An 11,311-nucleotide genomic window follows, 5' to 3' on the forward strand; every position below is an offset into this window, starting at 1 on the left:
GAGGTTGACTGAAATGCCCGTTAATTTGAAGGAATTGCTAAAAAAGGGAGAGAGCAAAATTGTTCTTTTGGTTGCTGATGGGGTCGGAGGCGTTCCACATCCAGATTTTGGTGGGAAAACCGAACTCGAAGCTGCCTTGACTCCCAACCTGGACACTCTGGCGAAAAAGAGTGTTTTGGGGCTTATGACCCCGGTGACATATGGTGTTACTCCGGGGAGTGGTCCTGGTCATATTGGTCTTTTTGGGTATAATCCGGAAGAACTGCAAATCGGTCGTGGAGTTTTAGAAGCACTGGGAGTGGGTCTGCATCTTCAGGAGGGAGATGTCGCAGCTCGGGCAAACTTTGCCACCCAGAACGAAGATGGAGTCATTGTGGACCGGCGGGCTGGACGAATCTCGACGGAGGAATGTGTGCGTCTGGTGGGGAAGTTAAGCGAAAAAATTCGGAAAATCGAGGATGTGGAGATAATCCTCAAACCTGGCAAGGAACACCGGTTTGTCATCATTTTGCGTGGACCGGGTCTTGGCGATCGGGTGAAGGACACTGATCCCCAGAAAGAGGGATTTCGAGCTTATGAGCCGGTTGCCCTGGAAAAGGGTTCAGAAAAAACCTCCCGTGTGCTCAAGATTTTCTTGGAGCAGGCACAAGCATTCATCAAAAATGAGCCGAAGGCTAACACCATGCTCCTGCGGGGATTTTCTCAATCACCGGTACTGGAAAAGTTTCCTGAACGATATGGATTGAAATCCTTGGCGATTGCCATTTACCCCATGTATAAGGGAATTGCCCGTCTCTTTGGCTTTGATACCCCGGATTTAGAGGGTGATTTACAAAATGAAGTGCAGTGCTTGCAGGAAAACTGGGCAAATTATGATTTCTTTTTCCTGCACTACAAGGATACCGATAAGGCAGGTGAGGATGGTGATTTTGTCCGAAAGGTTAAGTGTATCGAGTATCTGGATCGGTTTATTCCAGAAATCCTGGCCCTGAACCCGGGAGTTCTGGTTGTAACCGGTGACCACTCTACCCCTTCCCTCCTTCATGGTCATTCCTGGCATCCGTCTCCGGTACTGCTCCATTCTCCTTTTGCTGGGAGTGACGGAGCAGAGCGGTTTACCGAGCGAGATTGCCGAACAGGGTATCTGGGACAATTTCCAGCCTGCTTTCTCATGAACTTTATTCTGGCGAACGCCTTGCGACTGGGAAAATTTGGGGCTTAAAACGAACTGGGAATGGGGGTTTTCTGGCGATGACCGTGGGTGTCGGCGATTCTCCTTCCCAGGTTTTCGATTTTCTGCTTCATGCAGGAAAGGCACAAACCCCATTCCTCGGTGACACAAATTTTTCCCGGATAAATGGTGTACTGAGTCCGATAAATAGACGGAGTACAATTAGGCATGAGCACATTGGCACCGCATTGGAGCGCTTTTTCTCTTCCACCAGGGACCAGGGTTCCCAAGGCAGTGGTGGCCGGAATAAGAGCAGTTTTGGTCAGAATGCGGGTGAGAGCAAGAGTTTTCAAAGTGAGAAGGTATTTCTTTTCCGTTTTCATCCGGAAGGTGCCCAGCGGTGTATCCGGGTGGGGAATGAACGGTCCTATCCCAATCATGTCAAAATCCCACAATTGAAAATGTTTGATGTCGTTTGCTAACGACTCTTCATTTTGACCGGGAAGTCCCACCATATTCCCACTCCCCACCTGGTAATCGAGTTCTTTAAGGATATATTGGCATTCCAAACGTGCATCGTAGTCGTCGTCCGGATGGAGTTTACGGAAAAGTTCCCGGTCGAAGGTTTCCTGCTTCAAAAGGTATCGATCTGCGCCGGCTTCTCGCCATAATGCGTATTCTTCCTTTTTCCGTTCACCAATACTCAACGTGATGGCGACATTCAGTTTTTTCAAGCGCTTTACCAAGCGGGCTATGGTTTTCGCATCGTAAAAGGGATCTTCCCCAGATTGAAGGACCACGGTTTTAATCCCCAGATGGGCTATTCTTTTCCCCAACTCATAAATATCTTCTTCGCCCATGTGATACCGTTGAAGACGGCGATTGTCCCGACGTAAACCACAGTATAGGCAATTTTTGCGACAGATATTTGAAAATTCAATGAGTCCTCGTAGATGAACCTCGTTGCCCACGTAGTGCTGGCGTTTCTGGTCAGCCAAAGAAAAAAGATGCTCAATCACCTTCTGGTCGTCACAAGCCAGAAGGTGAGTGATTTCAGGTATTTCCAGGTTTTCTCTCTGGTCCAGTTTATTGAGTAGTTCACGATAATGGTGCGTTTCCATTGCCTTGCCTCTTTTTTTGGAGATAATCATTGATTGCTGCCTGGATAGCCTCTTCGGCTAGAACCGAACAGTGCATCTTGTGTGGCGGTAATCCCCCTAAGGCCTCAGCCACCGCATGATTGGTGATAGAAAGAGCCTCCTCGATGGTTTTCCCTTTGATGAGCTCGGTGGCCATGGAAGAGGTGGCGATGGCGGCACCACAACCGAAGGTTTCAAACTTTGCGTCTTCGATGATATTGTCTTTGATTTTAAGGTACATCACCATGACATCACCGCAAACTGGATTTCCAACCTTTCCCATGCCGTCCGGGTTCTCTATTTTTCCCACATTACGTGGGTTACGAAAGTGCTCCAGAACTTTCTCATTATACATTGTGCATCACCTCTTTTCCAAATGGAGAGATGCCACGAAGTTTTTCGACAATAGAAGGAAACACTCGAACGACTTCTTTCATTTCCTCCATGGTATTCCATCTCCCCAGGCTGAAACGTACCGAACCGTGAGCGATTTCATGTGGATACCCACAGGCTAAAAGTACATGAGATGGCTCTAGGGATCCGGAAGTGCAAGCAGAACCGCTGGAGACACAGATTCCGGCAAAGTCAAGATTAAGGAGCATTGATTCACCTTCCACATACTTGACAAGGACAAGGCTTGTATTAGGGAGCCGGGGAGAGTGGTGACCTACAACGGTCACTTCAGGGATTTCCGCAAGAATGCCATTTTCCAGAAAATCACGTAGAGTCTGAATTTTCTGATTTTCCTCTTCTCGTTCTTGTTCGCAGATTTCCAGGGCTTTTCCCATTCCCACGATAGAGGGAACGTTCTCAGTTCCGGCTCTTTTAGCGCGTTCGTGCGATCCGCCCAAAAGCTGTGGGGTGATTCGTACCCCTTTCCTCACGTAGAGAAAACCAATTCCCTTTGGTCCATAAAATTTATGAGCAGAAGCAGAAAGGAGGTCTACGGGAAACTCTCCCAACTGAATTTTCAATTTTCCCACCGTCTGAACCGCATCGGTATGGAAAATAACTCCATATTCTCTGGCAATTTGAGCGAGTTTCGCAATAGGCTGGATGACGCCGGTTTCATTGTTGGCATGCATAATGGAAGCGAAAATTGTTTTCGGAGTTATGGCTTTTCGAAATTCATCTGGGTTGACAAGTCCATCCTGACTTACAGGAAGGTAGGTTACCATAAACCCTTCTTTTTCCAGTGCCTGGAAGACCTTCAGTACCGCATGGTGTTCAATCTGGGAAGTAATGATATGGTTACCCTTCTTCTGATAGGCGTTAACAATGCCTCGAATGGCAAGATTATTGGCTTCGGTACCACCAGAGGTGAAAATGATTTCTTCTTCTTTGGCACCAATATATCGGGCAATTCTTGCTCGACTCTCTTCGATGGCGTTTTTTGCCTCCCGCCCCATGGTGTGAAGCGAAGAGGGATTACCGAATTTTTCCCTGAAAAAGGGGAGCATTGCTTCCAACACCTGGGGATCGCAGGGGGAGGTGGCATTATAATCGAGGTAAATCAAGGTTCTCACCTCTTTCTTCTGTAAGGTCTTGGAGACTCTTCTGCGCAAGGATTTTTTTTATGGCCGAAGAGAGCTCTACCCAGACTCTTCTTGTCCGACATATGGGAAATTGACTGCAGCAGGAGGCGTCGTTCACACACTCGGTGAGGTAGAGTGGTCCTTCCAAAACCTGGGCCACTTCGAGAAGTGAAATTTTATCTGGTGAACGACCAAGCACATATCCTCCTCTGTTACCCCGCATACTGCGAATTAAACCTGAAGCCTCAAGGGGTAAAGTGAGTTGGCGCAGGTAATGGAGGGAGACCTGTTGCCGCTCCGCAACATCTTTAAGAGGTATGGGTTCGTTCTCCGCATGAAGTGCTAAATCAAGCAGTAATCGCAAACCATAGCGCAATCGAGTCGAAACCTTCACTTCATTCCTCCGTATTTTTAAGTATACTAATTTGATAATCTTTTATAATTATATAGTATCAATAAATATGTGGCAAGGCAATCTGAGAAAATTTTTTATTCTCTTGTCTTGACAAAGACTTTTTCAAATAGTATAAGAACTTTGATGCAGGTGTAAGGGAAACCGGTGCAAATCCGGTGCGGTCCCGCCACTGTGAGAAGGGACGAAAGACTCACCGTGCCACTGGCGTTTTGCCGGGAAGGCGAGTCAAGTAGGTTTGAACCTTCAAGCCAGGAGACCTACCTGTATCGGGATACACTGACTTACGAGCGATGAGGAGGTGTAGGTATGTCTCTCAAAAAATCTGTTCCTCTTTTCGTTTTGCTCTTTTTGTTCCACCTGGCGTTCCTTCCGCGTCCGGCTTTTGCCATGCACATCATGGAAGGTTTCCTTCCTTTAGGGTGGTGCCTTTTCTGGTATGCTCTTTACATTCCCTTTTTGGTTCTGGGGATTATCGCCATTAAAAAACGGGTGCTTCCGGATCCCTCCCGAAAGGTCTTCCTTGGTTTTGCCGGTGCTTTTGTTTTTGTACTCTCGGCCTTGAAATTACCCTCGGTAACTGGGAGTTCTTCCCATCCCACCGGCGTTGGTTTGGGTGCGGTACTTTTTGGACCTTTTCCGATGGTTGTGGTTGGGTCAGTCGCGCTTTTGTTTCAGGCTCTGCTTTTAGCTCATGGAGGACTCACCACTTTAGGGGCGAATGCTTTCTCAATGGCCGTTGTTGGATCTTTCTTTGCTTACGGTGTATATCGTTGGACGAAGAGGTGGAACGTATCATTTCAGATTTCTATGTTTCTGGCAGCCGCTCTGGCTGATCTTATCACCTATGTGGTGACTTCGTTTCAACTGGCCCTGGCTTTTCCTGCAGCACAGGGTGGTGTTTTCGCTTCGGCCGAGAGATTTTTTGCCATTTTTGCCATTACCCAGGTGCCTCTGGCGGTTGGAGAGGGGATTTTAGCGGTTCTGGTTATTTCTTTTTTGCAGAACTATGCAGGAGAAGCTGCTCTGGATTTTTCGAGGGAGGGTATAAGTCATGTTCGCTAAGCGAAATGGAATGGTGCTTGGTTTGACGCTCTTTGTAGTTCTGGTGATGCTTTTTGTGATTTCCATCGTTGTTGATTTTGGTTTAGAAGGAGCCGATGATCGGGCTTCTTCGGCTGTTGGGGAACTCAACCCAGAGTACCGCCCCTGGGTTCAAAATTTTTTTGAACCCAGCGAAAGAGGAGAGAAAGCCCTGTTTGTCCTCCAAATTTTGATTGGTATAGGACTGGGTGGCTATAGCTTGTGGCGGCTCAAGAGGGGTAAAAGTGCTCATTGACCGTCTGGCATACCAGAGTTCTTGGCGTTTCATCCATCCAGGGGAGAAACTGTTGCTCTTTCTTTTGTTTTCTTTATGGGGGTTTCTTCCTTTTCCTTGGATTCACCTTAGTCTTACCTTGGTGGTTTTCTCGCTTTTTTTCTGGAGTGGGGTTTCCTGGCGACTTTTGGGGAAACTTCTGCTCATACCACTTTTTTTCATCCTACCAGGTGTTTTGGTGGTGATGTTCTCTTCCCGAGGGGGTATGGACATGGGAGTCCGGCTCGCTCTACGTTCCTTTCTTATTTGGTGTTCTTTTTTACTGTTTGCTTCCACCACCCCTATTCCGGATTTGCTGGGGTTCCTCCGGAGTTTCCGCTCCCTCAAAATCGTCAACGATATTGCCCTTCTTACTTACCGGTACCTTTTCCTATTCTCTGGGAGGGCCGAAAAGATTTACCTTGCTCAACAGGCTCGGTTGGGCTATCGATCCTATCGGCAAGGTTTACGGACACTGGCACTCCTGGTGGGAGGACTGTTTATCTATACCTTTCGTACTATGGAGCAGTTTCGTTTTACACTGGAAGCTCGGGGGTTTGAAGGGGAACTCGCAGTGCTTCCACCACCATTTCGACCTCTTTGTGTTCCAAGGGTGTTTCTTCTTTTGAGCGTGGGAATGGGTGGTGTATTTCTGATTTTTTTAGGGGGACGGTGGTGGTGATGATGTGGCTTTTCGAGGCGCAGGGAGTATGTTTTTCTTACCCTACGGGAATAATGGCTCTTCACGACCTCTCCCTTCGGGTTCCTCCTCGAAAAAAAGTGGTTTTTTTGGGTGCCAATGGTTCGGGTAAGTCGACTCTTTTTTTGCACCTCGTTGGAATCATACAACCTCAAAGAGGAACAATCCTGTTTCGGGGGGAACCGATTTCCTACACCCGTTCTTCCTTACGGGAATTGCGCCGGAAGGTAGGGATTGTTTTTCAGGATCCTGATACGCAGCTTTTTGCGGGAACAGTCTTGCAAGAAGTTTCCTTTGGTCCGATGAATCTTTCGCTGACCCAAGAAGAAGTCCGAAAGCGGGTAGAAAAGGCTTTGGCACTGATGGGTATCGAATCATTACGAGATCGCCCCATTCATTTCTTAAGTTATGGAGAGAAAAGACGGGTGGCGATTGCCGATGTATTAGCCATGGATGCTGAGGTGATTCTCTTTGATGAACCGACTGCATATCTGGACGAGAGAGGGAAAAGGGACCTTTTGGAAATCATTGAGGGACTGTATCACAATGGAAAAGAGATACTCCTTGCTACCCACGATGTTGATTTTGCCTATACCCTCGCTGACTGGGTGGTGGTTCTCGAGAAGGGAATGGTTCTCGTGGAAGGTTTTCCGGAAGAGGTTTTTTCTGCCAAGCCTTTCCTTGAACGGGATTCCTGGCGGCGTCCTCTCCTTTTTGAGGTTGCAACAGCTCTTCAAGAACAGGGATGCTTAGATGGTGTTCTTCCCCGTCGGGTGGAGACGCTCCTTGCTCGATTGCGAAAAAAGGGTGAAGTAGGATGACCCAGGGTATTCTTTTGGCTGGAACCCACAGTGGAGTGGGGAAAACCACGGTGAGTATCGGGCTCATGGGTTTTTTGAGTAAATTCCATAACGTTATTCCCTTCAAGGTGGGTCCTGATTACATCGATCCGGGATATCATCAGTTGGTCTGTAGGAGGAAAGGGTATAACCTTGATCTTTTCCTTTTAGGACAAGAAAGGTTGGAAGACCTCTTCCGTTCACGAGCGAATAGTGGAGAGGTTGCGGTGGTGGAAGGTGTGATGGGTCTTTTTGATGGTCTGGGAGCAGAGAATCTGGGAAGCAGTGCTCAGATAGCGAAGATTCTCTCGTTACCGGTGGTTTTGGTGGTTGACGCTCGGGGAATGTCCGGGAGTGTTGCGGCCCTGGTTCGAGGTTTTCGAGATTTTGACCCGGGTGTCACGATTCGGGGTGTTTTTCTGAATCGGGTACGGAACGATAATCATCTTCAGAGGTTACGACAAAGCGTTGAGCGGGATACAGGACTTTCGGTGGTGGGCTTCTTACCTGATGATCCAGAGTTAATCCTTTCCGAACGCCATCTTGGTCTTGTACCCGTAAGAGAAGCCGGAATGAGGGAGAGAGTTGAACGGATTGTTGAGGTTTTTTCGCGAAATGCTGATAAAGAGAGTCTTTGGCAGATGGTGGGGGAAGTTCGGACCATTCCTTTTCAAAAACAGGGAAATCCAAAGATTGTCCGAGTGGGATATGCGTACGATGATGCATTCCACTTCTACTATCAGAGTAGTCTTGAAAGCCTGAATGAAGCGGGAGTTGAACTTGTGCCATTCAGTCCTCTGAATGATGAGCATCTCCCGGAAGGGGTTTCAGGACTCTATTTAGGAGGCGGTTTTCTGGAGGTTTTTGTTTCTCAGCTGTGTGCGAACCGGCGTCTGAAGGAAGCCATTTGGCAATTGGCAATCCGAGGAATGCCGATTTATGCCGAGTGTGGTGGTTTGATGTATCTTTCGCAAACCTTGTGGGTACATGGCAAAGTCTTTCCCATGGTGGGCGTTTTAAACCTGCACGTGGAGATGACCTCTCGGTTGCAACGTTTCGGTTATGCCCAGGCTTTGACTCTTAGGGACAACTTACTTGCTTCGAAAGGGATGCGCTTTCGGGGGCACGAATTTCACTATTCCCGGACCGTGGATGATGGTGAGCGTACAACCTATCGGATAGAGAAACCGCAGGGTGGACAGAGTTGGCAGTGTGGTTTTATGAAAAAAAATGTTTTAGCCACGTATCTCCACATCGATTTTTTTGCCTTTTCCCATGTTGCTCAACGTTTTGCCCAGGCGTGTCGGACATTTGCATCAAGAGGGATGTCGTGATGGAGGCTGTGGTCATTGTGGTGCATGGAAGTCGTCGGGAGGGTTCTCAGGGGGTCATGGAACAAATATGCCAAGAGGTAGCTTCACAATTGCCATATCCGGTGCGACTGGCGTACCTTCAATTTCAGCACCCTGGTCTTGAAGAGGTCATCGCGTCGTTGTGGCAAGAGGGGATTCGAAAGGTTACCGTGGTGCCGGCTTTTCTTTCTTCTGGAACCCATGTGGTTGAGGATATTCCTGCGATTCTGCAAACCATGTTACGTCAGTACCCCGATGTGCGGTTTTTTCTTACCGAACCTTTGGGTTATGATCCGCGCCTGGTTGCGATTCTTCTTGATCGAATTCAGGGAGAGAGGAAGGAAATACAGTGAAAGATTACCTTCGGGATCCTGAAACCATCCAAGAGGAGAGCTTCCGTATTATTCGGGCAAGGATTGCAGAAAAAAAATTTTCTCCTGTGGAACGGGTGATCGTAGAACGGGTGATCCATGCTACAGCTGATTTTTCATATGCTGAAAATCTTTATTTCTCCCCTGATGCTGTAGAAAGTGGTCTTGCAGCTCTTAATAAGGGTTTCTTGGTGATCACTGACACCCGGATGGCCAAAGCAGGCATTAACCGGGGACTTTTGGAAGCCATGGGTGGAGAAGTCCGATGTATCCTTGAAGAAGAAGGGGTAGAACAGTTAGCCCAGAAAAAGGGAATTACTCGAGCCATGGCTGCCATGCGGTATGTGGCTTTGCGGGTTAAAGAGGCGGTTGTCCTTATTGGGAATGCACCGACCGCTCTTTTTACCTTGGTGGAGCTTTTTCAGGAAGGGGTGTTCTCTTCGCCCCTGGTTATTGGGGTACCAGTGGGTTTAGTGGGTGCGGAAGAAGCCAAAAAGGCTCTTCGGGATACCTCCCTTCCCTCCATCACCACCATGGGTCCGAAAGGGGGAACACCGGTTGCGGTAGCGATTTTTCATGCTCTGTGCCATTTAGTCTTGGAGGGAAAACATGGTAGGGGATAGGGGTCGTTTGGGGTATACCACTGGGTCCTGCGCCGCAGCCGCTGCCAAAGGGAGTGTTTTGCTTTTACAGGGTATCGAGAGTCAGGTGATTACTATTACTCTTCCTCATGGAGACCTTTTGGCTCTACCGGTGACGTGGCAACGGAGAGAAGGGGATATAGCCTGGACAGCGATTCGTAAAGACGGTGGGGATGATCCCGATGTCACTAACGGCCTTCTTATTGTGGTTTCGGCCCAAAAACAAAAAGAGCACGTAACCATTTTGGGTGGAAAAGGTGTAGGTCGGGTCACCAAACCTGGTCTTCCCGTTCTTCCAGGATTTCCGGCAATTAATCCCGTTCCAGAGAGGATGATTCGAAGAGAGGTTCAGAGCGTGTTGGGTCAAGGAGGTGGAGTGAAGCTTGTGGTGAGCATTCCAGAGGGGGAGAAAGTGGCTTTAAAAACCTTTAATCCCCGTTTGGGGATTGTAGGGGGGCTTTCGATTTTAGGGACCACCGGTATCGTGATACCGCGTTCGGTAGAAGGATTTTTGGGAACGATTCGGGCAGAACTTTCAGTTATTGCCCATCAGGGAGTGCAAGAGGTGATTCTCGTTTTTGGGAATTACGGTCGGGAGTATGCGAGGAAAAAGGGATTTTCTGATGAGTTCATCGTTTCGTGTGGGAATTTTCTAGGTTTTGCTTTGGAGCAGGTCGTTTCTTTTGGTTTTGGGAGGGTGTACCTTATCGGAGAGTTGGGAAAGATGGTGAAAGTGGCAGGAGGGATTTTTCTGCTTGATTCTCGCGTAGCTGATGCCCGAATAGAGATTTTGGCTTCTTTTGCAGCTTTTTTTGGTGTGTCTCAAAAGGCCATAGCGCGTATTTTTGCTGCTTCCCTTACGGGAGAAGTACTCCAGGTTTTGGAGGAGGAGGGCGTTTCGCTTATGGGATTTGGGCACTTTGTTGCCGAGAGGGTTCGAAAGAGGATTGTGGAGTATACTGAGGGGAAAATTCAAGTGGTGATAGAGGTTTTTTCCCTGCAGCGAGGGTTTTTGGGGAAAGCAGAGGGATAACGATGGTGAGCGTGGTGGGTGTTGGTCCGGGAAATCCGTTATACCTCACTCCTTTGGCTCGCCAGCGCATCGAGGAAGCCGAAGTCCTCGTAGGGGGGAGGCGTCTTCTGGCTCTGTTTCCCATGGCAAAAGGAGAAAGAATTCCCTTGCAGGGGAAATCGGACCTTGAACGAGTGTTGCAGGGTTTTCAGAAAGTGGTGGTGCTCGCCAGTGGCGACCCATTGCTTTTTGGAGTAATGGACTGGGTGCTCAGTCTTGTGCCGCCCAGAGAAGTGGAAATCATCCCAGGAATCAGCAGTTTTCAGTATATGTTGGCCCGGTTACAAATCCCTCTTAAAGATGTTGCGGTGGTGAGTCTCCATGGGCGAAGAGAAGAGATCATTTCCCTCGTACAACACCATCAAACTGTTGTGGTTTTCACCGATGCACACCATACCCCTGTGGTCATTGCTCGAATGCTTTTAGAGGCTGGTATCAATGGTTGTGTGATGTACGTGGGAGAACATCTTTCTTACGAGGACGAATCCGTTCAGCGCTTTTCGGTCGAAGAGCTGGCACGGAGTGAAGACAAATTTGGATTGAACCTGGTGGTGATTCAGCGGTGTACCCATTCTTTTTCGGTATCCCCGACCGCTTATTTCGACGTGACCATGTTCCCATGACCAAAGAGGAAATCCGGGTGGTGGTGTTATCTAAACTGCGCCTGCGGGAGGATTTAACGTTGTGGGATGTGGGAGCGGGTATCGGAACGATAGCAATCG

At 48.4% G+C, this 11,311-nt stretch carries 14 protein-coding genes and 1 riboswitch; of the genes, 10 read left to right on the forward strand and 4 right to left on the reverse strand.

The window, feature by feature from the left end; translation table 11 throughout:
• The first annotated feature begins 13 nt into the window (after positions 1–13).
• The gene (locus ABDK92_05365) at positions 14–1,222 is read left to right on the forward strand and encodes a 2,3-bisphosphoglycerate-independent phosphoglycerate mutase (GenBank protein MEN3186053.1); all 1,209 of its coding nucleotides are present in this window, start codon (positions 14–16) and stop codon (positions 1,220–1,222) included.
• On the opposite strand, the gene hydE is transcribed toward ABDK92_05365, so the two are convergent.
• The 4 genes from hydE to ABDK92_05385 are packed head-to-tail and all read right to left on the reverse strand — an operon-like array spanning position 1,219 to position 4,239.
• Positions 1,219–2,292 (reverse strand): [FeFe] hydrogenase H-cluster radical SAM maturase HydE, encoded by a 1,074-nt coding sequence (hydE, locus tag ABDK92_05370; protein ID MEN3186054.1) that lies wholly within the window; start codon positions 2,290–2,292, stop codon positions 1,219–1,221. The two genes, ABDK92_05365 and hydE, sit on opposite strands and share 4 nt — an antisense overlap.
• Positions 2,270–2,665, reverse strand: coding sequence for a Fe-S cluster assembly scaffold protein NifU (nifU, locus tag ABDK92_05375; protein ID MEN3186055.1), 396 nt, complete (start codon positions 2,663–2,665; stop codon positions 2,270–2,272). Before nifU ends, hydE begins: the two co-directional genes overlap by 23 nt.
• A complete protein-coding gene (gene nifS, locus ABDK92_05380; GenBank protein ID MEN3186056.1) occupies positions 2,658–3,770 on the reverse strand; it encodes a cysteine desulfurase NifS in 1,113 nt (370 codons plus the stop codon). The genes nifU and nifS overlap by 8 nt, the downstream gene beginning before the upstream one ends.
• A gap of 37 nt (positions 3,771–3,807) precedes the next feature.
• The gene (locus tag ABDK92_05385; protein MEN3186057.1) at positions 3,808–4,239 is read right to left on the reverse strand and encodes an Rrf2 family transcriptional regulator; all 432 of its coding nucleotides are present in this window, start codon (positions 4,237–4,239) and stop codon (positions 3,808–3,810) included.
• 117 nt (positions 4,240–4,356) lie between these two features.
• Positions 4,357–4,540, forward strand: a riboswitch (cobalamin riboswitch).
• A 26-nt stretch (positions 4,541–4,566) separates the two neighbouring features.
• On the opposite strand from ABDK92_05385, the gene ABDK92_05390 reads away from it, so the two are divergent.
• The 9 genes from ABDK92_05390 to cbiE are packed head-to-tail and all read left to right on the forward strand — an operon-like array spanning position 4,567 to position 11,212.
• Positions 4,567–5,322: an energy-coupling factor ABC transporter permease gene (locus ABDK92_05390; GenBank protein ID MEN3186058.1), complete on the forward strand. Its 756-nt coding sequence runs from the start codon at positions 4,567–4,569 to the stop codon at positions 5,320–5,322.
• Complete coding sequence (locus tag ABDK92_05395) at positions 5,312–5,596, forward strand: energy-coupling factor ABC transporter substrate-binding protein (GenBank protein MEN3186059.1); 285 nt, start codon at positions 5,312–5,314, stop codon at positions 5,594–5,596. Before ABDK92_05390 ends, ABDK92_05395 begins: the two co-directional genes overlap by 11 nt.
• Positions 5,586–6,296, forward strand: a complete 711-nt coding sequence (locus ABDK92_05400) for a CbiQ family ECF transporter T component (GenBank protein ID MEN3186060.1) — start codon at positions 5,586–5,588, stop codon at positions 6,294–6,296. The genes ABDK92_05395 and ABDK92_05400 overlap by 11 nt, the downstream gene beginning before the upstream one ends.
• Entirely contained in the window at positions 6,296–7,135 is an 840-nt protein-coding gene (locus tag ABDK92_05405; protein ID MEN3186061.1) for an ABC transporter ATP-binding protein, read from the forward strand. Before ABDK92_05400 ends, ABDK92_05405 begins: the two co-directional genes overlap by 1 nt.
• Positions 7,132–8,487: a cobyrinate a,c-diamide synthase gene (locus ABDK92_05410; GenBank protein MEN3186062.1), complete on the forward strand. Its 1,356-nt coding sequence runs from the start codon at positions 7,132–7,134 to the stop codon at positions 8,485–8,487. The genes ABDK92_05405 and ABDK92_05410 overlap by 4 nt, the downstream gene beginning before the upstream one ends.
• Positions 8,487–8,858, forward strand: a complete 372-nt coding sequence (locus ABDK92_05415; GenBank protein ID MEN3186063.1) for a CbiX/SirB N-terminal domain-containing protein — start codon at positions 8,487–8,489, stop codon at positions 8,856–8,858. Before ABDK92_05410 ends, ABDK92_05415 begins: the two co-directional genes overlap by 1 nt.
• Complete coding sequence (locus ABDK92_05420) at positions 8,855–9,499, forward strand: precorrin-8X methylmutase (protein ID MEN3186064.1); 645 nt, start codon at positions 8,855–8,857, stop codon at positions 9,497–9,499. The genes ABDK92_05415 and ABDK92_05420 overlap by 4 nt, the downstream gene beginning before the upstream one ends.
• On the forward strand, positions 9,486–10,550 hold the full coding sequence (gene cbiD, locus ABDK92_05425) for a cobalt-precorrin-5B (C(1))-methyltransferase CbiD (GenBank protein MEN3186065.1): 1,065 nt from the start codon (positions 9,486–9,488) through the stop codon (positions 10,548–10,550). Before ABDK92_05420 ends, cbiD begins: the two co-directional genes overlap by 14 nt.
• Before the next feature lie 2 nt (positions 10,551–10,552).
• Entirely contained in the window at positions 10,553–11,212 is a 660-nt protein-coding gene (gene cbiE, locus ABDK92_05430) for a precorrin-6y C5,15-methyltransferase (decarboxylating) subunit CbiE (protein MEN3186066.1), read from the forward strand.
• Positions 11,213–11,311: the final 99 nt, after the last annotated feature.

This window comes from Atribacterota bacterium, assembly GCA_039638595.1.
Lineage (GTDB): Bacteria > Atribacterota > Atribacteria > Atribacterales > Caldatribacteriaceae > Profundicultor > Profundicultor thermophilus.

Coding starts and splice junctions, on each gene's coding strand:
- ABDK92_05365 (MEN3186053.1), top strand. CDS start 14: ATGCCCGTTAATTTGAAGGAATTGCTAAAAAAGGGAGAGAGCAAAATT.
- hydE (MEN3186054.1), bottom strand. CDS start 2,292: ATGGAAACGCACCATTATCGTGAACTACTCAATAAACTGGACCAGAGA.
- nifU (MEN3186055.1), bottom strand. CDS start 2,665: ATGTATAATGAGAAAGTTCTGGAGCACTTTCGTAACCCACGTAATGTG.
- nifS (MEN3186056.1), bottom strand. CDS start 3,770: ATGCTCCCCTTTTTCAGGGAAAAATTCGGTAATCCCTCTTCGCTTCAC.
- ABDK92_05390 (MEN3186058.1), top strand. CDS start 4,567: ATGTCTCTCAAAAAATCTGTTCCTCTTTTCGTTTTGCTCTTTTTGTTC.
- ABDK92_05395 (MEN3186059.1), top strand. CDS start 5,312: ATGTTCGCTAAGCGAAATGGAATGGTGCTTGGTTTGACGCTCTTTGTA.
- ABDK92_05405 (MEN3186061.1), top strand. CDS start 6,296: ATGATGTGGCTTTTCGAGGCGCAGGGAGTATGTTTTTCTTACCCTACG.
- ABDK92_05410 (MEN3186062.1), top strand. CDS start 7,132: ATGACCCAGGGTATTCTTTTGGCTGGAACCCACAGTGGAGTGGGGAAA.
- ABDK92_05415 (MEN3186063.1), top strand. CDS start 8,487: ATGGAGGCTGTGGTCATTGTGGTGCATGGAAGTCGTCGGGAGGGTTCT.
- cbiD (MEN3186065.1), top strand. CDS start 9,486: ATGGTAGGGGATAGGGGTCGTTTGGGGTATACCACTGGGTCCTGCGCC.
- cbiE (MEN3186066.1), top strand. CDS start 10,553: ATGGTGAGCGTGGTGGGTGTTGGTCCGGGAAATCCGTTATACCTCACT.